Source organism: Methylobacterium sp. J-068, from assembly GCF_022829445.1.
Lineage (GTDB): Bacteria > Pseudomonadota > Alphaproteobacteria > Rhizobiales > Beijerinckiaceae > Methylobacterium.
Window position 1 is genome coordinate 1 of record NZ_JAKSXY010000085.1, and the last position, 21,718, is coordinate 21,718.

Here is a 21,718-nt window from a genome sequence, read left to right on the forward strand (position 1 = left end):
TCTGGTGGTTTGAGCGGTGCGCCCAGAACCCGATCCCATCTCGAACTCGGCCGTTAAACGCACCAGCGCCCATGGTACTGTGTCTCAAGACACGGGAGAGTCGGTCGCCGCCAGACCTGCACAGGACAAGACACCAACACAGTCCCTCAAACGATCAAACGGTGGCGCGGGGTGGAGCAGCCCGGTAGCTCGTCAGGCTCATAACCTGAAGGTCACAGGTTCAAATCCTGTCCCCGCAACCAAATACATCACACGCACGACCCGCCTCGCCAACGCGAGGCGGGTCGTGTGCGTTCAAGGCGCACGAACGGTGCGCACGAATAAGCCCGACCCGCACAACATGCGGGTCGGGCTTATTCTGTTACGATCCTGCCAAGTCGATCGCGTCAGCGCAGCCAGGACGTGAAAAAGTAGATCAGAAGAATCACCGGGATCGGTATTCCGATCAGCCAGAGCAAACCGCCCTTCAACATCTTGCGTCTCCCCACTCACCCACCGGTGATGTCCAACTGCGGCGCGCGTGAAGGGGTTCCGACCTACAGGGTTTCTCTCTGCGGCTTGCCGTGGCGCTCGTAGTAATAGGGGATGGGGAGGTAGGGCGCAAAGCCGCCCCGAACCTGAACTTCCAGATCGTCGAGGACGACTCGGGTGATGCGCGGCAGAGCGAGCGCGCGCGCTTCCGTGAACGTGACCCAGGCGAGTTCCACCAGCTCGGCATCCGGTGACACCACGTCCGGGACGCTGTGGACGATGGCCGTGCGATCGACCGCGAAGAAGCGCGTATCGAACCGGCGCACGCGCCCGGGCGGCGTCACCGCGCGGGCGATGAAACGCAGCGCTTCGAGATCCGGCATCACGCCCGCGGCGCGAAACGCCGTCCAGCTTCCATCCGGCGCGGAGTCCGGGGCGCCGTATTCCCGCGTCCCCAGCATCAGGCCGGTCTCCTCGTAGGTCTCCCGGATCGCCGCGAGGGCGAGGGCGCGGCCCAGTCCCTCGCCGCCGCGCGGCACCCGCAGCGCCAGGGCATCGCCGGCCCGGTTCGAGAGGGCGCCGGCCACCGGCATGTGCCGGTCGCCCGGTTCGATGCGTCCGCCCGGAAACACGAACTTGCCCGGCATGAAGGCGAGGCCCCGATGTCGCCGCCCCATCAGGATCTTCGGTGAGCGTCGGGTGCCGTCGATGATGATCAGGGTCGCGGCGTTGCGGGGTCGCAGGGCGGCCTTGCGCCTGGAGGCGTCAGGCGGGACCGAAGCCGGGGGCTCCGTCGGCAGCACGCCCGTCGCCTGGTCCATGCTGCGTCTCCTCGTCCTGCGGCACACCCGATATCCGAGGCAGCGGTAGCGTGGCGAACCCATGCATGCCAAGCGCATATTGCAGGCCGACCACGGCGCCCTTCACCGGTTGCAGCAGGGCCAGCGAGCCCAGCAGCGTGACGAGGGGCCAGAAACTGAGCTGGAACCAAAGCGGGACATCGTAATTCATCTCGGTTTCCAAGAGGAAATATCCGACGATGTGGCCGATGACGAAGATGACGATGTAAGGCGGCAGATCGTCCGCGCGGTGATGCGCGAGTTCGAGGCCGCAGACGTCGCATTCCGGTCTGACCTTGAGGAAGCGCCCGAAGATCCGGCCCTCGGCGCAATGCGGGCAGCGTCCCACGAAGCCGCGGGCCATCGCCGTGACGAGGCCGGCCCGCTCCCGTGGGCAACGCTTGACCATCCCCACATCCTCGACGGCCGGCATGTCCTGATTCCCGCGCATGGCCGGCAGTCTATCCCGTTCGCCTCAGCGGCGCGACCCGCGGTGGCGCGACCCCGTGTTGCGGATACCGGCCGGGCGGCCGGGCGCGCCCGGCTTGCGCGGAGCGCCGCGCGTCCGGCCGGCGGGGCCGGTGCGCTCCGGCCGGGCCTGCCCTTCGGAGAGGAGTTCGAAGCGCAGTGCCCCGGCCACGGCGGCGGCCTCGACGAGGCGGACCTCGACCCGGTCTCCGAGGCGATGGGTCTCGCCCGAGCGCTCGCCCACCAGGGCGTGCCGGGCCTCGTCGTGACGGTAGTAATCCGCCCCGATGGTCGAGATCGGCACGAAGCCATCCGCGCCGGTCTCGTCGAGCTTGATGAACAGTCCCGAGCGCGTCACGCCGGAGATCTGGCCCGTGAAGTGGGCGCCGACCCGGTCTGCGAGGTGGTGGGCGATGAGCCGGTCGATGGTCTCGCGCTCGGCCGCCATGGCGCGGCGCTCGGCCGCCGAGATCTGCTCGCCGATCTGGTCCAGGGCCGCCACCGTGACGTCCGACGACAGGCCGTCGCTTCCGAGCCGGCAGGCCGCGATCAGGGCCCGGTGGACGATGAGGTCGGCATAGCGCCGGATCGGCGAGGTGAAGTGGGCGTAGCGCCGGAGGTTGAGGCCGAAATGCCCGAGGTTCTGGGCGGCGTACACGGCCTGGGCCTGCGAGCGCAGCACGACCTCGTTGATGAAGGTCGCGTGCTCGGTCTCGGCCACGCTGGCGAGAATCCGGTTGAACAGGGCCGGGCGCAGGGCGCCCTCTTTCGGAAGCTTGATGCCGATGGAGGCCAGCACCTCGCCGAGCGCCCGCATCTTTTCCAGGGCGGGTTCGTCGTGGACCCGGTAGATCAGGGGTTGCCTCGCCTGTTCCAGGGTCTCCGCGGCGGCGACGTTGGCCAGGATCATGAACTCCTCGATGAGCCGGTGCGCATCGAGGCGGGCCGGCACCACCACGCGGTCGACGGCGCCGTCCGGCGTGAGCAACACCTTGCGCTCGGGCAGGTCGAGGGCCAGCGGCCCACGCGCGTCGCGGGCTCGGCGCAGGGCGGCGTAGGCGTCCCAGAGGGGGCGCAGCACCGGCTCCAGCAGGGGACCGGTCACGGCGTCGGAAAAGCCGTCGATCGCGGCCTGCGCCTGGGCGTAGGCGAGCTTGGCGCGCGAGCGCATCATCACGCGGTGGAAGCTGTGCCGGCGCTTCTCACCGTCGGCGCCGATCACCATGCGGACCGCGAGGGCCGGCCGGTCCTCGGCCTCGCGCAGGGAGCAGAGGTCGTTGGAGATGCGCTCGGGCAGCATCGGCACGACGAGGTCGGGGAAATAGACCGAGTTGCCGCGCGTCAAGGCCTCGCGGTCGAGGGCCGAGCCCGGCCGGACATAGGCCGCGACATCCGCGATCGCCACGGTGACGACGAACCCGCCCGCATTGGCAGGATCGGGGTCGGGCCGCGCCATCACGGCATCGTCGTGGTCCTTGGCATCCGGCGGGTCGATGGTGAGGAGCGGCTCGTTCCGCCAGTCCTCGCGGCCCGAGAGACCCGCCGGCACCACCGCGTCGGCCTCCGCCAGGGTCGCGGCGGCGAAGACGTGGGGGATGTGGTGGAGATGGAGCGCGATCAGGCTGACGGCCTTCTCGGAGCCGAGCGAGCCCAGGCGTTCGCGCACCCGGCCCTGGGCCAGGCCGAAGCGGCTCTCGCGCTGGAGGCTGACGCTGACGAGGTCGCCGTCGCGGGCCTCCCCCTCCTCGCCGGCGGGAATCGCGATCTCGCGGCCCTGCGCTCGCTTCTCCACGGGAATGATGCGGCCGCCCTCGGGGCCGGCCCGGTAGACGCCGATGATCTCCGCCTTGTTCTTGCCGAGGGTCTTGATGACCCGGCCGGTGTAGCGGCCGGGCTCGGCCGGGCTCGCCTCGACGCGCAGGAGCACGCGGTCGCCGATGCCCGGGGCCGGCTGGCCCGGGCGCCGGCCGCCGCGCGGCGCCGCCACGGTGACCTTCGGGGCGGGACCGTTGCCGACATCCCACTCGGCCGGGCTCGCCAGGAACTCGCCGTCGCGGTCGCGGGAGGTGATGTCGGCCAGGACCACCGGCGGCAGGCGGCCGGACGGCGCGAGGCCGCCGCGCCCCCGCGCGATGGCGCCGTCCTGCTCGATCTCCTTGAGGATGCGCTTCAGTCCGATGCGGTCGGCGCCCTTGATGTTGAAGGCCGCCGCGATCTCGCGCTTGCCGACCGTCTCGGCGGAGGCGGCGATGAAGGCGAGGATCTGCTCCCGGGTGGGGAGGCCGCCGGGACCGGGATTGGGAACGATGCGTTTTGCCAAGGGATCGGGCTCGCTGCGCGGGCGCGAGGCCGGACGCGGAAAGAGGTTTGCCGGCGACGATCGTCCATCCCGGTTCGGCCCTTAACATGGGCGTCGCGGCCCGCGCCGGCAACGGCGCGGGCCGCGCCCTGAACAGGGTTCAGCCGGTGGCGGCGGACTTGCGCAGGCGCTCCACCGCGCCGTCGACGTCGAAATCCCGCGCGGTGAGTTCGGAGAGGGTGAAGGGGCACAGGGCCGGAAAGCCGAACTGCACCTGATTCTCAGCCTCGCGGTATTCGGGCGCCTCGGCCTCGCGCACCGCCAGGGTCCAGAACCCCTCGACGTTGAGGCCTTCCACCCGGCCCGGGTCGGCGGCCAGCCCCGCCTGCCCCTGGCGGGCGGCCTCGCGCCAGAGGGCGCTGGCGCGATCGTCGGACATCAGGGCGGCGCGCACGAGGTTGGCGAGCAGGGTGCGGAGGTCCGTGGCGGCGCTCTCGGGCATGGATGGTTCTCGGTGGGAGGAATCGGTCGGGCCTGCGGGGCAAGCCTCGCGCCAGACCCTCAATAGGGCGTGCCGGCCGCCCGCCGCGTCTTCAGGGCCTCGGCGTACCAGACCAGTTCGTCGAGGAAGCGCTTGGCCGCCTTGGGCAGCCATTCGTCCTGCGCCGTCCCGGCCTCGTCGAGGGCCTTGCCGATGCGGGGGATCGGCAGGAGCGAGGGAATGCTCGCCGCGCCGAGTTCGGCCATCATCGCCCGCAACTGCATCGCGGCACGGACGCCGCCATATTGCCCGGCCGAGTAGCAGACGATGCCCGAGGGCCGCCAAGAATATTCTTCCAGGAAATGGTCGAGGGTGTTCGACAGGGCCGGCGGGATCGAATGATTGTACTCGGCCGAGACGACCAGGAAGGCATCCGCGCGCCGATACAGGGTCGCCAGATCCTCCAGCACGGCGGGGGCGCTGCCCTTGGGGAATTCCTTGTACATCCGGTCGAGGAGCGGGAGCTTCAGCTCGGCCGGGTCGACCAGCGGCGCCTCGATGCCACGGCTCTCCAGTTCACGGATCAAGAAGCGGGCGGCGCGCAGGCCCTGGCGGTCGGAGCGCACGGAGCCGAGGATGACCGGAACGACGAGGGACATGGGGGCTCCTGGTGCTTTGGCTCTCCGCTCATCTGGGCGGACGCGGCCGAATTGTTAGCCGCGCCCGCCGCGCGCTCGATAGGCCCGGCCTCGGATGGATCAGGTCGGAATGGCCTGGATGACGTTGCGAAGGGTGCCGAGGCCGGCGATCTCCGTCTCCATGACGTCGCCGGGCTTGAGGAATTCCGGCGGTTTGCGCGCGTTGCCGACACCGGGCGGCGTGCCGGTGGCGATGATGTCGCCGGGCAGCAGCGTGAGGCCGTGCGACAATTCGGCGATGATGCGGGCGACCTTGAAATACATCTGTTTCGTCGAGGCGTCCTGCTTGACCACGCCGTTGACGCGCGTCTGGAGGTGCAGGTCGGACGGGTCAAGGTCGGCGGCGGGCATGATCCAGGGGCCGATGGGGCCGTGCCCATCGAGGCTCTTGCCCTTGAACCACTGCCCGCCGTGCAGCTTGATCTGCATGTCCCGCGCCGTGGTGTCGTTGATGACGGTGTAGCCGAAGACGTGGCGCATCGCATCGGCCTCCGGAATGTTGTGCCCGCGCGTGCCGATGACCACGGCGAGCTCCACCTCCCAGTCGATCGCGGTCGAGACCATGGGGTCGTAGGGGATCGCGTCGTAGGGCCCGTTCACCGTGTTGACGCCCTTGGTGAAGAACACGGGGTGCGCGGGATACTCCGCCTTGGTGCCGCGCACCGCCTGTCCCTCCTCGAAATGTTCGAGGTAGTTCCAGCCGACCGCGTAGATGTTGCGCGTCGGCGCCGGGATCGGGGCGAGGAGTCGGACGCTCTCCAGCGGCACGCCATCCCCGGTGCGCGCGGCGCGACGGACGGCCTCGAGCGCTTCCGGCCCGGCCTCGATGAGCGAGACCATCGCGGTCGGATCGAAGCCCGGCAGGGCGGCACGCACGAGGTCGACGACGCGTCCGTCGGCGCGCACGGCACCGAGCCGCGGGGCGCTCGCCGCATCGGGCTTGAAGGTGACGAGGCGCAGCCCATTGCCGCCGGGCGGCGGCGGAATCGCGCGGCCTGGGCCGGCATCCGGCGCCTGGGCGGCGGCCGGCCCGGCCAGGGCACCGATGGCGGTCGCCACCGCCGAGAGGTGCAGGAAGTCGCGGCGCGTGCTCATGGCTCGATCCTCCGATGCGCCCGCCCTTCACCGGAGCCGGTCGCTGGCGTGAGTTTGGTCAGCCGCCGCGCAAATGCAATCGGCCCGGTGCCCATTTCGGCTCGAGAGCACGTCTAGAATCGCGTCGTCAGGCGCGTCAGCCAGTCGGGCGAGGCGTTCACCAGGATTGTCTCCAGCGCCTTGTCGCAGCCGAGAACGATCGCCAGTCCCGTCACCGCCAGGATCAGGCCGAGGGCCGCCTTCAGGCCTTTCCCCAGGCCCATCATCCGGTCGCGCCAGCGCATCAGCGTCGCGCGCGACAGGGTGCCGAGGACGACCAGCGGCAGCGCCGCGCCGAGGCCGAACAGCAGCATGGTGAGAGCGACGGCGGCGAGATCGCGCCCCTGCGCGGCGAGCAGCGAGGCCGCCCCGAGGGTCGGGCCGACGCAAGGGGACCAGACCGCGCCGAGGAGCAGGCCGACGCCGAACTGACCGGAGAGGCCGGCGCCGGAAGCACCGCCGAAGCGGCGGTTCGTCCAGTCGCTCACCGGGCCGGCGGCGACCGCGAGCCGGGTCTGCGCGGCCGGCAGCATCAGCACGAGCCCGAGCAGGATCATGACGACGGCCGCGCCGGTGCGGAACACCTCCGTGTCGAGGCCGAGGCCGAAGCCGATGGTAGCCACGAACAGGCCGATCGCCACGAAGGCGAGCGCCAGCCCCGAGGCGAGCGCGAGCGGCCCGAGGCGATGCTCGGAGGCGGCCGCGCCGAGGACGAGGGGCAGGAGCGGCAGCACGCAGGGCGAGAGCACCGACAGCAGGCCGGCGAGGAAGCTCAGTCCGAGGCCGGCTCCCATCGCTTCGCTCAGAGAGTCTTCTCGACGAGACCCTCGATCCATTCCGGCTGGGTCTCGCCCACGGAACGGCCGGTCTCGGTCTCTCCCTTGAAGGCGATCAGCGTGCTCTGCATGCGCGCGTTGAACCGGCGCAGCACGTCCTTCTGCGAGTCGAAATCGACGTCGAAGACGACGAGGTCCTTGAAGCGCGCCTGCCGGCCGAGTTCGGCCAGGATCGGCTTCTGCGTCTTGCAGATCGGGCACCAGGGCGCGCTCACCTCGACGAGGATCGGCTTGCCGGCCTTCTGTGCCGCCGCGAACGCATCGGCGGAATAGGGGGCCATCTCCGCCGCGCGGGCGGGGCCGGCGAGCGGCGCGAGGGCGAGGAGCGCGAGCAGGGAACGACGGAGCAGCATGGTCGGATCACCTCGGCTGTGGGTCGGTGCGGGCGTCGGCGCCCGCGCCGTCTTTCGTGCTTCGGCGCCACGCCTCATCGGGCCGCGTGGCCGCCGTGTCATGTCCGTCCTGCGAGCCCTCGTGCAGGCCATCTTGCCAAATCATCCGCGATGCGCGGCGACCCTTGCCCGACATCTACGCCGGAGTGGCGCCGGTGTCAGCGAATCGCGAGGGTGCGGCGGCAGGATCCCGCACAAGATCGCGTGACGACCACCGCTCACCAGAGCGAGAATTCGGTGGCGAAGTCGGTGGTCTTCAGGCGCTCGCAGGTCCGCGGCTCGGCCCGGCAATCGGCCTGTGGGCGCAGGGCCAGGGTGCCGTCGCCTTTCGTCTCGAAGTGCAGGCGCACGGGGGCGTCGTCCGCCTTGGTGTAGGCGAGGCCGACCTCGAAGCGCACGAAGTCGAAGCGGTCGCGATCCGCGTAGACGATGAGATCGCGCGAGACGGATTCGCCCGGATTGAGGTCGGAGGCCTCGCCCCCCGCATCGGTCGCGCCGGCGAACAGGCGGCTCTCGCGCAGGATCGCCTCGCCCGGCCCGTCGAAGCCGTAGCTGCGCGCCGTGATGGTGCGGTCGGAGGTCGGCATATCGTCTGCGGGCTTGCCGTCCGTGGGCTTTCCCTCGGAGGGCGCGAAGCGCACGCGTACGCCGGTGACGTTGTAGACGAGGCCGAGCACGCGCACGCCGGTCTGGCCCACGTTCCTGCGCGTCACGGTGGAGCGGATGGCCACGTGCTGCCCGCGCTCGCCGGCCCGCACGAGGTTCGTCGTCACCGAGACGGCGGGCGGCTCCAGGGCCGGCTTGATCCGGGCCTCGTAGATGAAGGTGTAGACCGCCCAGGCACCGGCCGCGACGATCGCGAGGGTCTGCACCAGGGCGTTGGCGCGCTCCAGGCGGCCGCCCCGCCGGGATCGCGCATCCTTACTCTCGTCCTTCGGCAGTCGCGGTTCCGGTTGTGCCAAGCGCGTGGCGTTGCGGTTGGTTCTGGACTATCGTTTAATGACTGGGATTGATTTCGTAATTCCATCTCTTGCTTGGTTTATGTCTTCATAATCTCATTCGATATCTTGAAGACCTAACAAGGTAAAATACTTGAATGCCGTAGAGGTTTTCAGATCGATCGGCATCGTTGCGTGGATAAGCCGTTAAGACGCGGTATCCTCTCGGCGATGTCGGATCATGAGCAATGACGACGCCGACACTGTATGTCGTTCGCATGTCGGGTTCGATATTCGTCGTGCGGTACGCGTCCCGACCGGTCGGGACGCGTACCGTCCGGATGTCCGGCCGGCACGCGGGGTTGATCGACATGATACGCACGAAGTGAAAGACACAACTGCTGAAAAGCGACCTGAAGGCGGGCCGAAGAGATCAGCCATCTCGCCCGCAGAAGGGTCGTCGTGCTCGACGACATCGGATCCCCCCTCGCAAATCCGGGAGTTGGAACGCGAAACGCCGGAGCCCCTCGCGGAGCCCCGGCGTTCGAAAGCCGTCTCGGCTGGACCGGGCGCGCGGCCCGGCCCCCTCGCCCTCAGAGCGAGTAGTACATCGTGAACTCGACCGGGTGCGGGGTCATCTCGTAGCGCATGACCTCCGTCATCTTCAGCTCGATGAAGGAGTCGATCTGGTCGTCGGTGAAGACGTTGCCGGCCTTGAGGAAGGCGCGGTCGCGGTCGAGGTTCTGCAGCGCCTCACGGAGCGAGCCGCAGACGGTGGGGATCTTCTTCAACTCGCGCGGGGGCAGGTCGTAGAGATCCTTGTCCATGGCCGGGCCCGGATCGATCTTGTTGATGATGCCGTCGAGGCCGGCCATCAGCAGGGCCGAGAAGGCGAGGTAGGGGTTCGCCATCGGGTCGGGGAAGCGGACCTCGACGCGCTTGGCCTTTGGGTTCGTCGTCCACGGGATGCGGCAGGAGGCCGAGCGGTTACGCGCCGAGTAGGCGAGCAGCACGGGGGCCTCGTAGCCCGGCACCAGGCGCTTGTAGGAGTTGGTCGACGGGTTGGTGAAGGCGTTGAGCGCCTTGGCGTGCTTGATGATGCCGCCGATGTACCAGAGGCATTCCTGGGAGAGATCCGCGTACTTGTCGCCGGCGAAGAGCGGCTTGCCGTCCTTCCAGATCGACTGGTGCACGTGCATGCCCGAGCCGTTGTCGCCGTAGACGGGCTTGGGCATGAAGGTCGCGGTCTTGCCGTAGCTCTGGGCGACCTGATGGATGCAGTACTTGTAGATCTGCATGTGGTCGGCGAGCAGCGTCAGCGTGTCGAACTTCATGCCGAGTTCGTGCTGGGCGGAGGCCACCTCGTGGTGGTGCTTCTCGACCTTCACGCCCATGGACTGCATGGCGGCCAGCATCTCGCCGCGCATGTCCTGGGCCGAATCCTGCGGCGGCACCGGGAAGTAGCCGCCCTTGGTGGCGACGCGGTGACCGAGGTTGCCGCCCTCGTAATCGGTGAAGCCGTTGGTCGGCAGCTCGGTGGAGTCGAGCTGAAAACCCGTGTGGTAGGGGTCGGCGCCGAACTTCACGTCGTCGAACACGAAGAACTCGGCCTCGGGGCCGACATAGATCGTGTCGCCGATGCCGGTGGACTTCAGGAAGGCTTCGGCCAGCTTGGCGGTGCCGCGCGGGTCGCGGCTGTAGGGCGCGCCCGTGGAGGGCTCGAGCACGTCGCAGACGATCGACATGGTCGAGGCCGAGAAGAAGGGGTCCATGCAGGCGGTCGCCGGGTCGGGCATCAGCAGCATGTCGGATTCGTTGATGGCCTTCCAGCCGGCGATCGACGAGCCGTCGAACATCGTGCCTTCGGAGAACATCTCGTCGTCGATGAGGGAGACGTCGAACGTGACGTGCTGCCACTTACCGCGCGGGTCGGTGAACCGAAGGTCGACGTACTTGACGTCGTTGTCCCTGATTTCCTTCAGGACGTCGGCTGCAGTCTTGGCCATCCTTGGGGGTCTCCTTCATGTCTCGGCCCGTTGCGGCCGTGGTTTTGCCGCAGCGGCCGGCGTCGTGCCGCAGAGCGGAAGGGGTGGGCGCCGAGCGTTTAGCGCAGGTGCGCCGTCTGGGCCAGCGCAATTTCTGCGCGCCAGGAGCGCATGGGCCGTCAGAAGAGACGCAAAAACAGAAACTTAGATCTGACTTCGTCGTCTCGGCGCTCCACCGCGACGACATCCCGGTCTCGCCGACGTGCCATGGCCCCGTATACCGTCAAGATCTTGCCCTCAGAATCTTGCGCATCTGGACGCAATTCGCGGCGTCGCCGACCAATTCCGAGGTGTCCCAGCAGAACCGTTCCCAGTCCATCGCCTCGTAGAAGCCCACCGCATCCGGTACGGCGTTCACGAAGAGCGTGTCGATGTTCAATCCCCGCGCTTTCGCCTCGACGCCTGCGCCCAGGGCGCGGCCGAGACCTTGACCCCGCCGGTCCGGCGCGATCGCCACCAGCCTCACGATCCCGGTTCCGTCGCGGCGATCGTCGAGGCGCACGACGCCGACGGGCCCGTCCTGGCATTTCAGCAGGAGGGGATGGTGGTCGGGACGGCGGTCGTCGGGGTGGTTCTCGTCGTAGCCCGTCCGCCCGCGCGCCGTCCAGAGAATGTCGCGCCGGAGGGTATGGAAGTGGCGCCAATCCGACGGGCTGCTCACGGGATCGAGCCGGCAGGCCACCTGAATCACGGGATTGCGGGCCGCCGCTCAGATCGCGTCGGTGCCGGTCTCGCCCGTGCGGATGCGGATCGCTTCCTCGATCGTCGAGACGAAGATCTTGCCGTCGCCGATGCGGCCGGTCTGGGCCGACTTGCGGATCGCCTCGACGGCGCCCTCCACCAACGCGTCGGACAGGACGATCTCGAGCTTCACCTTGGGCAGGAAGTCCACCACGTACTCGGCGCCGCGATAGAGCTCGGTATGCCCCTTCTGGCGCCCGAAGCCCTTGGCCTCGATCACGGTGATGCCCTGGAGGCCGACCTCCTGGAGGGCTTCCTTCACCTCGTCCAGTTTGAAAGGCTTGATGATCGCTTCGATCTTCTTCATGCCGGGCGGGCCTGACCTCGATGCTGCTTGACCCACCGTTGGTATCATCGCCGTCCGGCCTTCGCCACGCCGTTTTGGCCGGAGACGGCGGAAAACTGCACAACAAATATGCACGTTCCGCAAATCGTTTGGACGAAGGCTGCCCCCGAGGCGGATTCGTGGGCCTCGCACGGGCATCGCAGAAGGAATGTTCCATGACGACGCTGCGGCTGCTCAAGGTCGAGGCGATGCGCCGGGTCGATGCCGCCGCCATCGCGGGCGGAACCCCGGGGCGGGTCCTGATGGAGCGGGCCGGCGCGGCGGTGGCGGAGCGCGCCCGCGCCCTGGCGGCGGCGAGCGACCGCATCCTGGTCCTGTGCGGTCCCGGCAATAACGGCGGCGACGGCTTCGTCGCGGCGCGGCTCCTCGCGGAAGCGGGCTTCGCGGTCGACCTCGTCGGTCTTGCGCCGCTCGAATCCCTGTCCGGCGATGCCGCCGAGGCGGCGTCCGCCTGGTCCGGTCCTGTCGGTACGCTGGCGAAACTCGGTGATCTGGCGGGCTACGCCCTCGTGATCGACGCCCTGTTCGGGGCCGGCCTCGCGCGCGACCTCGAAGGGGAGGTCGCGGATCTCGTCGCGCGCCTCGTGGAGTCCGGCCGCCCCGTTCTGGCCGTCGACGTGCCGAGCGGAATCGACGGCGATACCGGCGCGGTGCGCGGCACGGCCGTGCGGGCCACCGAGACCGTCACCTTCGTCGCCCCGAAGCCGGGGCATCTGCTTGAGCCCGGCCGTTCCCATTGCGGCACCCTTCACGTGGCCGGGATCGGCACCGGGGCGGCCGACCTCGCGGCCGGGCTCGGTGACGATGCGCCCGTCTGGCGCAACGATCCGGACCTCTGGCGCGGCGGCTTTCCCCGCCTCACCGCCGCCAGCCACAAGTACACGCGCGGGCACGCGCTCGTGCTCTCGGGGCCCGCCTATCGGACGGGGGCCGCCCGGATGGCGGCGCGCGGCGCCCTCCGGATCGGGGCCGGGCTCGTCACGCTGGTCTCACCGGCCTCCGCCCTGGCGGAGAACGCCGCCCATTGCACCGCGATCATGCTGCGCGCCTGCGAGGGGGCCGACGATCTCGACGACCTTCTCGTGGACGAGCGCCTCAACGTGGTCCTGGCCGGGCCGGGGCTCGGTGCCGGCGCGGCCACCCGCGACCTCATGGCGGTCGCCGCCGCGGCGGGCCGCGCCCTCGTCCTCGACGCGGATGCGCTGACGAGCTTCAAGGGACAGGCCCGGTTGCTGGCCGCGCACCTCGCGGACGGGGACGCGCAGGCCGTGCTGACCCCGCACGAGGGCGAGTTCGCGCGCCTGTTCGAGGGCACGGACGCGGTCGACCCGGAGGGCGGCAAGCTGGAACGGGCGCGCCGCGCGGCGGCCCTCGCGGGCGCCGTCGTGGTACTCAAGGGTGCCGACACGGTGATCGCCGCACCCGATGGCCGCGCCGCGATCAACGATCACGGCACGCCCTATCTCGGCACCGCCGGGGCGGGCGACGTGCTGGCCGGTCTCGTCGCGGGTCTGCTGGCGCAGGGCATGGCGCCCTTCGAGGCGGCCTGCGCCGCCGTCTGGCTCCACGGTGACGCCGGTCTGCGCCACGGACCGGGCCTGATCGCCGAGGATCTGCCGGAGATGATGCCGGCGGTGCTGCGGGCGCTCCTCGAAAGTTAGGTCACCTCGAAGCTCGTCCACAGCCCGGTGTCGAAGCGCTCCAGCACGGTCGAACTCAGGAGCCAGCGGCCCGGATTATCGGCCCGGAAGGCGATGCGCGCGGTGCGGCTCTCGAGAAGCTGGAAGGTGTCGAGCCAGTACGGCTCCCAGCCGTCGTCGAGAGGGTGGAGCAGCCGGAAGGCGTGGCCGTGCAGGTGCAGCGCCTGCGGGAAGGCGGTCTCGTTCCGGATCGCCAGCACCACCACCTGTCCGCGCTTCACCGAGAACAGCGGCGCCTGCCCGGCCGCGCCGCTGGTCCCGTTCACGGCCCAGACCCGGTTCGGGTCGCCGGCATAGGCCGGTTCGGCCGTGGGCTTGTCCTTCTCGATGCGGGCGCCGCCCGTGATCGTGACGTCGCGCCGCACCGCGTTCTGCAGCTTCACCTCGGCGGGCAGAAGCTTGTTCTCGGCCATCTTGGTGATCGGGGGCCGCGCCGGCGTCACGGGCGCGCCCGCCAGCGTCAGGGTGGCCAGCGCGATGCCGTTGCCGATCAGCGCCGTGATGCTGCCCGTGGCACCGGCCTCCATGGGCAGGTCGAGCATCAGGTCGTAGCGGGTGCCGGGCGGGAAGGGCAGGGTGGCGCGCAGGGGCTCGAAGGTGTCGGTGGGCTGTCCGTCCACGGCCAGGACGTAGACCTTCACGCCGTCGAAGCGGATGCGGGTGCCGCGCGCGTTGCAGACGTTGCCGAGGCGCAGGCGCAGGCGGCTGCCCGGGCGCGCCGTGATCGGCGCCGGGACGGGGATGCCGTTCAGGGTCACGAGGCTGCCGAGCCGGCCGGAACTCGCCGCGAAGGCGGTCTGGCCGAACGCCATCAGGCCGGCATCGTCGTCGAGCCGCCAATCCTGCATCAGCAGGGTCAGGTCCTGGTCCACGGCCGGGGGCGACGCCTCCTCGACCACCAGGGCCCCGGCGAGGCCGCGCCCGGAGGGCTCGCTGGAGCCGCCCACCACGAGGGGCCGAATCAGGAAGGTGCCGGCATCCGGCGGCACGAAGGCATAGGTGAAGTCGGCGCCGGGCGCGATCGGCCCTTGCGTCACGCCGCCGACCCCGTCCATCGGGTTCTGGTTGCGCACCCCGTGCCAGTGCAGGCTCAAGGGCTTGTCGGTCTTGTTCTCGACCTTCAGCCGCACGGTCTCGCCGAGCTTCACCCGAACCACCGGAGGCGGAGCCTTGCCGTCGAAGCACCAGACCGGCGTCGCCGCGGCGGGCTCCGGCTTGAGGCGGGTCGTTCCGGGGGCCGCCGTCAGGATCCGGGCCGGCGGTGCGCTCGCCGGCGGCGGCGTCGGCGGGGTGACCGGCACCGGCTTCGCTGCCTGCGCGAGCGCGGCGCGCGGCATCAGCGTCAGGGCCGCGGCGCCCCCGAGCAGGGCGCGGCGTGAGGCCGAGCATGGAGCCGAGGCTTTGGCGTTCGTCGCGAGCGATCGGGCTTTCAGCATGGAACCTCGGCGAAGGGAAAAGGGCGGGATCGGGAGCGGAGACGTCCGGGCCGCGCTTGTAGAATGCGGGTCCGGCGGACGCCAAATCGGCGCGTCCCGCCCGTCGCGGCGATCCGGAAGGGACCCGACTTTTTTTGATGCGGCCCGTTGCACCCGTGCTATAGGACCGCGCTCTGGCGGCGGAATGCGCGCTGGGCGTTGGCGCTTGCGGGCGTGGCGGAACTGGTAGACGCGCTGGATTTAGGTTCCAGTGTCGCAAGACGTGGGGGTTCGAGCCCCTCCGCCCGCACCAGTCCTTCGCCGTCGGGAACGGATTGGCTCACAGCGATGGCCGCCCGGCCCGCCGTAGGAAGTCGGCCCCTCGGCGGTGCGATGTCCCCTCGCCGGCCGCGTCCGGTCCGTCGCGACGGGTCAGGCGGGGCAACGAATTTACGCGATCACACGGACGACAGCGGAAAGACGACCATGCAGGTGACCGAGACACTCTCCCAGGGACTGAAGCGCGAGTTTCAGGTCCTGCTCGCCGCGAACGAGCTCGAGGAGCGCCTGACGAGCGAGCTGTCCACCCTGAAGGACAAGGCCCAGATCAAGGGCTTCCGCCCCGGCAAGGTGCCGGTCGCGCACCTGCGCAAGCTCTACGGCCGCTCCGTGATGGCGGACGTGCTGCAGAACGCCGTCAACGAGGCGAACCAGAAGATCGTCTCCGAGAACAACCTCAAGCTCGCCCTCGAGCCCAAGATCGAGTTCCCCGGCGACAAGTCCATCGTCGAGCGCGCCCTCGACGCGAAGGACGACGTCTCCTTCAACGTCGCCCTCGAGGTCCTGCCGACCTTCGAGCTCGCCGACCTCTCCGACGTCAGCCTGACCAAGCAGGTGGCCAAGCCTTCCGACGCGGAGGTCGACGAGGCCATCACCCGCATGGCCTCGTCCAACCGCAGCTTCTCGCCCCGCGACGAGGGCGCGGCGGCCGAGACCGGCGACCGCGTCACCATCGACTTCGTCGGCCGCATCGACGGCACCGAGTTCGAGGGCGGCAAGGGTGAGGGCGTGGACCTGGAGCTCGGCTCCGGCTCGTTCATCCCCGGCTTCGAGGACCAGCTCGTCGGCGCCAAGGTCGGTGAGCAGCGCGTCGTCAAGACCGCCTTCCCGGAGGCCTACGGCGCGCCGCAGCTCGCCGGCAAGGATGCCGAGTTCGACGTCACCGTGACGGCGATCCAGGCCCCGGGCGAGACCAAGATCGACGACGAGCTCGCCAAGGGCTTCGGCATGGATTCCCTCGACAAGCTGAAGGAGGCGGTCTCGACCGCCATCGGCAGCGATTTCGAGGCGCAGTCCCGTCGCAAGCTCAAGAAGGACCTGCTCGACGCCCTCGACACGAAGTACGCCTTCGAGCTGCCTCCGAGCCTCGTCCACCAGGAATTCGCCGCCGTGTGGGCCCAGGTCGAGCAGGACCTCAAGTCCCGCGAGAAGACCTTCGCGGACGAGGGAACCACCGAGGAGAAGGCCACCGCCGAGTATCGCAAAATCGCCGAGCGTCGCGTGCGCCTCGGCTTGGTGCTTGCGCAGGTCGGTGAGACGGCCGATATCAAGGTCACGGACGACGAGGTGAACCAGGCGCTGATCGCCCGGGTGCGGCAGTATCCCGGCCAGGAGCAGCAGGTCTGGGACTTCTACCGCAAGAACGCCCAGGCGCTGGCCGAGCTGCGTGCGCCGATCTTCGAGGAGAAGGTCGTCGACCACGTTCTCGCGCAGGTGAAGCTCGTCGAGGAGCCGGTCTCGAAGGAGGCGCTGTTCGCCGACGAGGACGAGGCTTCCGAGACCGACGGGGCGAAGGCCGAGACGGCTTCGACGGAGACCCCGACGGAATCCTCGGCTTCGGACGAGGCCCTGCCCGCCGTCGCCAAGGCCGACTGAGCCCGCCTGCTCCCACGAGGGCGGCGGGCGATGAGTAAGGCGGCGTTCACCGTCGTCGTAGTTCGCTGAAACGTCCGGTGCGCGCCTGATTCGCGGCGCGGCCGGACCCCTTGTAGCTGGGGCACGTGATGATGAGAGATCCGGTCGACTATTATAACAGCGCGCTCGTGCCCATGGTGGTCGAGCAGTCGAGCCGCGGTGAGCGTGCCTTCGACATCTATTCGCGCCTGTTGCGCGAACGCATCATCTTCCTGACCGGCCCGGTCGAGGATTACGGCGCGTCGCTGATCGTCGCGCAGCTGCTGTTCCTCGAGGCCGAGAACCCGAAGAAGGAAATCTCCTTCTACATCAATTCGCCGGGCGGCGTCGTGACCTCCGGCCTGTCGATCTACGACACCATGCAGTTCATCCGTTGCCCCGTGACCACGCTCTGCGTCGGCCAGGCCGCCTCGATGGGATCGCTGCTGCTGACCGCCGGCGAGCCCGGCCACCGCTTCGCCCTGCCGAACGCCCGGATCATGGTGCACCAGCCCTCCGGCGGCTTCCAGGGCCAGGCCACCGACATCCTGATCCATGCCCGCGAGATCGAGGCCCTGAAGAAGCGCCTCAACGAGATCTACGTGAAGCACACCGGCCGCGACTACGACACCATCGTGCAGGCGCTGGAGCGCGACAACTTCATGACGGCCGACGCCGCCAAGGAGTTCGGCCTGATCGACGAAGTGATCCAGAAGCGCCCCGAGCCAGCGGCCGCCTGAGGAACCGCGCGCCGGGTTGCTTAGGCCCGGCGCGTCCTTTCGATGCGGGACGCATGTGCCGGCCTGCCTTGATCCCGTCGCGGTCGCGTGCTTGCATCGTCAGTCTGATCGAAGCCGGCAGAAGCGCGCAGGTGACTGTTTCTTTAGGCGGACGTACTTAAATTCGAAGGATGCGTGTGCGCCCCGGACCGGCGCCATGCCCGCGAACGGAGACCGATATGAGCAAGACTGGCGGCAACGACTCGAAGAGCACGCTGTACTGCTCGTTTTGCGGCAAGAGCCAGCACGAGGTCCGCAAGCTGATCGCGGGCCCGACGGTGTTCATCTGCGACGAGTGTGTCGAACTGTGCATGGACATCATCCGCGAGGAATCGAAGTCCTCCCTGGTGAAGTCGCGCGACGGGGTGCCCACCCCGAAGGAGATCCGCCGCGTCCTGGATGACTACGTCATCGGCCAGGATTTTGCGAAGAAGGTTCTCTCGGTCGCGGTCCACAACCACTACAAGCGGCTCGCCCACGCCTCGAAGCACAACGACGTCGAGCTGGCGAAGTCGAACATCATGCTGATCGGGCCCACCGGCTCGGGCAAGACGCTGCTGGCCCAGACCCTGGCCCGCATCCTCGACGTGCCCTTCACCATGGCGGACGCCACCACTCTGACGGAAGCCGGCTACGTCGGCGAGGACGTCGAGAACATCATCCTCAAGCTGCTCCAGGCCTCCGACTACAACGTCGAGCGGGCGCAGCGTGGCATCGTCTACATCGACGAGATCGACAAGATCTCGCGCAAGTCCGACAACCCGTCGATCACCCGCGACGTCTCGGGCGAGGGCGTGCAGCAGGCGCTCCTGAAGATCATGGAGGGCACCGTCGCCTCCGTGCCTCCGCAGGGCGGCCGCAAGCACCCGCAGCAGGAATTCCTGCAGGTCGACACCACGAACATCCTGTTCATCTGCGGCGGCGCCTTCGCGGGCCTGGAGCGGATCATCTCGGCGCGCGGCAAGGGCACCTCGATCGGCTTCGGCGCGACCGTGCAGGCCCCCGACGACCGCCGCACCGGCGAGATCTTCCGCAACGTCGAGCCCGAGGACCTGCTGAAGTTCGGCCTCATCCCCGAATTCGTCGGCCGCCTGCCGGTGCTGGCGACGCTGGAGGATCTCGACGAGACCGCGCTCAAGCGCATCCTGCAGGAGCCGAAGAACGCCCTGGTCAAGCAGTACCAGCGCCTCTTCGAGATGGAGAACGTCGACCTGACCTTCCAGGACGAGGCGCTTTCGATGGTGGCCCGCAAGGCGATCGAGCGGAAGACCGGCGCCCGCGGCCTGCGCTCGATCCTGGAGACCATCCTGCTCGAGACGATGTACGACCTGCCCGGCCTCGATTCCGTCGAGCAGGTGGTGATCGGGCCGGAAGTCGTCGATGGCAAGTCGCGGCCGCTCTACATTCACGGCGACCGCAACAAGGAAGCCCCGGCCAGCGTCAGCGCCTGAGCCTCTTCGGGGCTTCATCAGGTCTGGGTCGAGCCACGGGGCGGATGCTTGAAAACATCCGCCCCGATTTCCATCTCAAACCCAGCGCGATGGCCGCACGCTCACCCTTCCGAGGCGCGGTGTCCCGCCACCAGCCGCATCGTCCACGACTCGTTCCCTGAACACTTCCGACCCCCTCGCGGCCCGGTCGGCCCCTGGCAGGATGCTTGCTCCATGGGAGGAGCGACTGCCCGGCGTCCATCATGAGGAAGTCCGATATGACCCAATCGAAATCGCGCCAGCCCGTTGTTCCGGGCTCGACGGGCTCCTACGCCGTCCTCCCCCTGCGCGACATCGTCGTGTTCCCGCACATCATCGTGCCGCTCTTCGTCGGCCGCGAGAAGTCGATCCGCGCCCTTGAAGAGGCGGTCCGCACCGACCGCCACATCCTGCTGGCGACGCAGATCAACGCGAGCGAGGACGACCCCTCGACGGATGCCATCTACAAGATCGGCACCCTGGCCTCCGTGCTGCAGCTCCTAAAGCTGCCCGATGGCACCGTGAAGGTGCTGGTCGAGGGCGCGGGACGTGCCAAGATCACCCGCTTCTCGAAGTCCGACACCTATTACGAGGCCGAGGCCGAGACCCTCACCGACGAACTCGGTGACAGCGTCGAGGCGGAGGCGCTCGCCCGCTCGGTCATCGCCGAGTTCGAGAACTACGTGAAGCTCAACAAGAAGATCTCGCCCGAGGTCGTCTCCGCCGTGACACAGATCGACGAGCCCTCGAAGCTCGCCGACACGGTGGGCTCGCACCTCGCGGTCAAGATCGCCGACAAGCAGGCGATCCTGGAGATTCCCACGGTGGCGCAGCGCCTGGAGCGCGTGCTGTCGCTGATGGAGAGCGAGATCTCCGTGCTCCAGGTGGAGAAGCGCATCCGGACCCGCGTGAAGCGGCAGATGGAGAAGACCCAGCGCGAGTACTACCTCAACGAGCAGATGAAGGCGATCCAGAAGGAACTGGGCGATTCCGAGGACGGCAAGGACGAACTGGCCGAGCTCGAGGAGAAGATCGAGAAGACCAAGTTCACCAAGGAGGCCCGCGACAAGGCGGTGGCGGAGCTGAAAAAGCTGCGTCAGATGTCGCCGATGTCGGCGGAAGCCACCGTGGTGCGCAACTACCTCGACTGGATGCTCGGCATCCCGTGGGGCAAGCGCTCGAAGATCAAGAAGGATCTCCTCGGCGCCCAGGTCCTGCTCGACGAGGACCATTTCGGCCTCGACAAGGTCAAGGAGCGGATCGTCGAGTATCTCGCCGTGCAGCAGCGCGCGAACAAGCTCACGGGCCCGATCCTCTGCCTCGTCGGGCCCCCGGGCGTCGGCAAGACCTCGCTCGGCAAGTCCATCGCCAAGGCGACGGGCCGCGAGTTCGTGCGCATGTCACTCGGCGGCGTGCGGGACGAGGCCGAGATCCGCGGTCACCGCCGCACCTATATCGGATCGATGCCCGGCAAGATCGTCCAGTCGATGCGCAAGGCGAAGACCTCGAACCCGCTCATCCTGCTCGACGAGATCGACAAGATGGGCATGGACTTCCGGGGCGATCCCTCGGCGGCCCTGCTGGAGGTGCTCGATCCGGAGCAGAACGCGACCTTCAACGATCACTACCTCGAGGTCGATTACGATCTGTCGAACGTCATGTTCGTCACCACCGCCAACACGCTGAACATCCCCGCGCCCCTGATGGACCGCATGGAGGTGATCCGCATCGCCGGCTACACCGAGGAGGAGAAGCTCGAGATCGCGCGCAAGCACCTGATCCCGGGCGCGATCAAGAAGCATGGCCTCGATGCCAAGGAATGGCAGATCGACGATGCCGCGTTGCTGATGCTCATCCGCCGCTACACGCGGGAGGCGGGCGTGCGCAACCTGGAGCGTGAGCTGTCGAACCTCATCCGCAAAGCGGTCAAGGAGATCCTCATCACCAAGGTGAAGGCCGTCGCCGTCACCGAGGAGAACCTGCCCGTCTTCCTCGGAGCGCCGAAGTTCCGCTACGGCGAGATCGACGAGGAGGATCAGGTCGGGGTGGTCACAGGGTTAGCCTGGACCGAGGTCGGCGGCGAATTGCTGACGATCGAGGGCGTCATGATGCCCGGCAAGGGCAAGATGACGGTGACGGGCAACCTGCGCGACGTGATGAAGGAGTCGATCTCGGCCGCGGCGAGCTATGTCCGCTCGCGGGCCGTCGATTTCGGCATCGAGCCGCCGCTGTTCGAGCGCCGGGACATCCACGTCCACGTGCCGGAGGGGGCGACCCCGAAGGACGGGCCGTCCGCCGGCATCGGCATGGCGACCGCGATCATCTCGACGCTGACGGGCATTCCGGTGCGCCGTGACGTGGCGATGACGGGCGAGGTCACCCTGCGTGGCCGCGTGCTGCCGATCGGCGGCCTCAAGGAGAAGCTGCTCGCGGCTCTGCGCGGTGGCATCAAGACGGTCCTCATCCCGGAGGAGAACGCCAAGGACATCGCCGAGGTGCCCGACAGCGTGAAGAACGGGATGGAGATCATCCCCGTCTCGCGGATGGACCAGGTGCTCCAGCACGCCCTGGTCCGGGTGCCCGAGGCGATCGAATGGGAGGAGCCGGCCCGTCCGGTCCGTCCCGTCATCGCCGACGAGGATTCCGCGACGGTGATCGCCCATTGAGGGCGGCGGGGGTTTGAAGTGAAGCGAGGCCTCGGCAGACATGCCGGG

General features: G+C 68.7%; 18 protein-coding genes, 2 tRNA genes and 1 rRNA gene. 8 read left to right on the forward strand and 13 right to left on the reverse strand.

Features of this window, described 5'->3' with window-relative positions:
• Positions 1–116, forward strand: a 5S ribosomal RNA gene (gene rrf / locus MKK54_RS14360).
• A 49-nt stretch (positions 117–165) separates the two neighbouring features.
• Positions 166–242, forward strand: a tRNA-Met gene (locus MKK54_RS14365).
• A gap of 294 nt (positions 243–536) precedes the next feature.
• Here MKK54_RS14365 and MKK54_RS14370 read toward each other — a convergent pair.
• From MKK54_RS14370 to MKK54_RS14425, 12 genes are all read right to left on the reverse strand, one after another.
• Positions 537–1,292: an NUDIX hydrolase gene (locus MKK54_RS14370; protein WP_244011827.1), complete on the reverse strand. Its 756-nt coding sequence runs from the start codon at positions 1,290–1,292 to the stop codon at positions 537–539.
• Positions 1,237–1,743 carry a DUF983 domain-containing protein gene (locus MKK54_RS14375; protein ID WP_409564185.1) on the reverse strand — a complete coding sequence of 169 codons (507 nt, stop codon included), beginning with the start codon at positions 1,741–1,743 and terminating at the stop codon, positions 1,237–1,239. The genes MKK54_RS14370 and MKK54_RS14375 overlap by 56 nt, the downstream gene beginning before the upstream one ends.
• A gap of 42 nt (positions 1,744–1,785) precedes the next feature.
• Positions 1,786–4,098 (reverse strand): ribonuclease R, encoded by a 2,313-nt coding sequence (rnr, locus tag MKK54_RS14380; RefSeq protein ID WP_244011829.1) that lies wholly within the window; start codon positions 4,096–4,098, stop codon positions 1,786–1,788.
• 139 nt (positions 4,099–4,237) lie between these two features.
• Positions 4,238–4,579, reverse strand: a complete 342-nt coding sequence (locus MKK54_RS14385) for a hypothetical protein (protein ID WP_244011831.1) — start codon at positions 4,577–4,579, stop codon at positions 4,238–4,240.
• 59 nt (positions 4,580–4,638) lie between these two features.
• A complete protein-coding gene (locus MKK54_RS14390) occupies positions 4,639–5,217 on the reverse strand; it encodes an NADPH-dependent FMN reductase (protein WP_244011833.1) in 579 nt (192 codons plus the stop codon).
• Positions 5,218–5,316: 99 nt separating this feature from the next.
• A complete protein-coding gene (locus MKK54_RS14395; protein ID WP_244011835.1) occupies positions 5,317–6,351 on the reverse strand; it encodes a fumarylacetoacetate hydrolase family protein in 1,035 nt (344 codons plus the stop codon).
• Positions 6,352–6,464: 113 nt separating this feature from the next.
• Positions 6,465–7,184, reverse strand: a complete 720-nt coding sequence (locus tag MKK54_RS14400) for a cytochrome c biogenesis CcdA family protein (RefSeq protein WP_244011837.1) — start codon at positions 7,182–7,184, stop codon at positions 6,465–6,467.
• Positions 7,185–7,192: 8 nt separating this feature from the next.
• Positions 7,193–7,579 (reverse strand): thioredoxin family protein, encoded by a 387-nt coding sequence (locus tag MKK54_RS14405; RefSeq protein ID WP_244011838.1) that lies wholly within the window; start codon positions 7,577–7,579, stop codon positions 7,193–7,195.
• 257 nt (positions 7,580–7,836) lie between these two features.
• Positions 7,837–8,580 carry a hypothetical protein gene (locus tag MKK54_RS14410; RefSeq protein ID WP_244011840.1) on the reverse strand — a complete coding sequence of 248 codons (744 nt, stop codon included), beginning with the start codon at positions 8,578–8,580 and terminating at the stop codon, positions 7,837–7,839.
• A 569-nt stretch (positions 8,581–9,149) separates the two neighbouring features.
• The gene (gene glnA / locus MKK54_RS14415) at positions 9,150–10,562 is read right to left on the reverse strand and encodes a type I glutamate--ammonia ligase (RefSeq protein ID WP_244011842.1); all 1,413 of its coding nucleotides are present in this window, start codon (positions 10,560–10,562) and stop codon (positions 9,150–9,152) included.
• A 262-nt stretch (positions 10,563–10,824) separates the two neighbouring features.
• Positions 10,825–11,262 carry a GNAT family N-acetyltransferase gene (locus tag MKK54_RS14420; protein WP_244011844.1) on the reverse strand — a complete coding sequence of 146 codons (438 nt, stop codon included), beginning with the start codon at positions 11,260–11,262 and terminating at the stop codon, positions 10,825–10,827.
• Positions 11,263–11,310: 48 nt separating this feature from the next.
• On the reverse strand, positions 11,311–11,649 hold the full coding sequence (locus MKK54_RS14425; protein ID WP_003600526.1) for a P-II family nitrogen regulator: 339 nt from the start codon (positions 11,647–11,649) through the stop codon (positions 11,311–11,313).
• Positions 11,650–11,843: 194 nt separating this feature from the next.
• Here MKK54_RS14425 and MKK54_RS14430 point away from each other — a divergent pair, with 194 nt between their 5' ends.
• The gene (locus MKK54_RS14430; RefSeq protein ID WP_244011846.1) at positions 11,844–13,349 is read left to right on the forward strand and encodes an NAD(P)H-hydrate dehydratase; all 1,506 of its coding nucleotides are present in this window, start codon (positions 11,844–11,846) and stop codon (positions 13,347–13,349) included.
• Here MKK54_RS14430 and MKK54_RS14435 read toward each other — a convergent pair.
• Complete coding sequence (locus MKK54_RS14435) at positions 13,346–14,824, reverse strand: multicopper oxidase family protein (RefSeq protein ID WP_244011848.1); 1,479 nt, start codon at positions 14,822–14,824, stop codon at positions 13,346–13,348. The two genes, MKK54_RS14430 and MKK54_RS14435, sit on opposite strands and share 4 nt — an antisense overlap.
• A gap of 207 nt (positions 14,825–15,031) precedes the next feature.
• On the opposite strand from MKK54_RS14435, the gene MKK54_RS14440 reads away from it, so the two are divergent.
• The 5 genes from MKK54_RS14440 to lon all read left to right on the forward strand — a co-directional run bounded on the left by MKK54_RS14440 (position 15,032) and on the right by lon (position 21,670).
• Positions 15,032–15,116, forward strand: a tRNA-Leu gene (locus MKK54_RS14440).
• A gap of 173 nt (positions 15,117–15,289) precedes the next feature.
• Positions 15,290–16,738 carry a trigger factor gene (gene tig, locus MKK54_RS14445; RefSeq protein WP_244011850.1) on the forward strand — a complete coding sequence of 483 codons (1,449 nt, stop codon included), beginning with the start codon at positions 15,290–15,292 and terminating at the stop codon, positions 16,736–16,738.
• Between the two features lie 131 nt (positions 16,739–16,869).
• On the forward strand, positions 16,870–17,496 hold the full coding sequence (locus MKK54_RS14450; protein ID WP_026176059.1) for an ATP-dependent Clp protease proteolytic subunit: 627 nt from the start codon (positions 16,870–16,872) through the stop codon (positions 17,494–17,496).
• 218 nt (positions 17,497–17,714) lie between these two features.
• Complete coding sequence (gene clpX, locus MKK54_RS14455; RefSeq protein ID WP_238276775.1) at positions 17,715–18,986, forward strand: ATP-dependent Clp protease ATP-binding subunit ClpX; 1,272 nt, start codon at positions 17,715–17,717, stop codon at positions 18,984–18,986.
• 257 nt (positions 18,987–19,243) lie between these two features.
• Positions 19,244–21,670 carry an endopeptidase La gene (lon, locus tag MKK54_RS14460; RefSeq protein WP_244011852.1) on the forward strand — a complete coding sequence of 809 codons (2,427 nt, stop codon included), beginning with the start codon at positions 19,244–19,246 and terminating at the stop codon, positions 21,668–21,670.
• The last annotated feature ends 48 nt before the right edge of the window (positions 21,671–21,718 follow it).

Coding starts and splice junctions, on each gene's coding strand:
- MKK54_RS14370 (WP_244011827.1), bottom strand. CDS start 1,292: ATGGACCAGGCGACGGGCGTGCTGCCGACGGAGCCCCCGGCTTCGGTC.
- MKK54_RS14375 (WP_409564185.1), bottom strand. CDS start 1,743: ATGCCGGCCGTCGAGGATGTGGGGATGGTCAAGCGTTGCCCACGGGAG.
- MKK54_RS14385 (WP_244011831.1), bottom strand. CDS start 4,579: ATGCCCGAGAGCGCCGCCACGGACCTCCGCACCCTGCTCGCCAACCTC.
- MKK54_RS14390 (WP_244011833.1), bottom strand. CDS start 5,217: ATGTCCCTCGTCGTTCCGGTCATCCTCGGCTCCGTGCGCTCCGACCGC.
- MKK54_RS14395 (WP_244011835.1), bottom strand. CDS start 6,351: ATGAGCACGCGCCGCGACTTCCTGCACCTCTCGGCGGTGGCGACCGCC.
- MKK54_RS14400 (WP_244011837.1), bottom strand. CDS start 7,184: ATGGGAGCCGGCCTCGGACTGAGCTTCCTCGCCGGCCTGCTGTCGGTG.
- MKK54_RS14405 (WP_244011838.1), bottom strand. CDS start 7,579: ATGCTGCTCCGTCGTTCCCTGCTCGCGCTCCTCGCCCTCGCGCCGCTC.
- glnA (WP_244011842.1), bottom strand. CDS start 10,562: ATGGCCAAGACTGCAGCCGACGTCCTGAAGGAAATCAGGGACAACGAC.
- MKK54_RS14425 (WP_003600526.1), bottom strand. CDS start 11,649: ATGAAGAAGATCGAAGCGATCATCAAGCCTTTCAAACTGGACGAGGTG.
- MKK54_RS14430 (WP_244011846.1), top strand. CDS start 11,844: ATGACGACGCTGCGGCTGCTCAAGGTCGAGGCGATGCGCCGGGTCGAT.
- MKK54_RS14435 (WP_244011848.1), bottom strand. CDS start 14,824: ATGCTGAAAGCCCGATCGCTCGCGACGAACGCCAAAGCCTCGGCTCCA.
- tig (WP_244011850.1), top strand. CDS start 15,290: ATGCAGGTGACCGAGACACTCTCCCAGGGACTGAAGCGCGAGTTTCAG.
- MKK54_RS14450 (WP_026176059.1), top strand. CDS start 16,870: ATGAGAGATCCGGTCGACTATTATAACAGCGCGCTCGTGCCCATGGTG.
- clpX (WP_238276775.1), top strand. CDS start 17,715: ATGAGCAAGACTGGCGGCAACGACTCGAAGAGCACGCTGTACTGCTCG.
- lon (WP_244011852.1), top strand. CDS start 19,244: ATGACCCAATCGAAATCGCGCCAGCCCGTTGTTCCGGGCTCGACGGGC.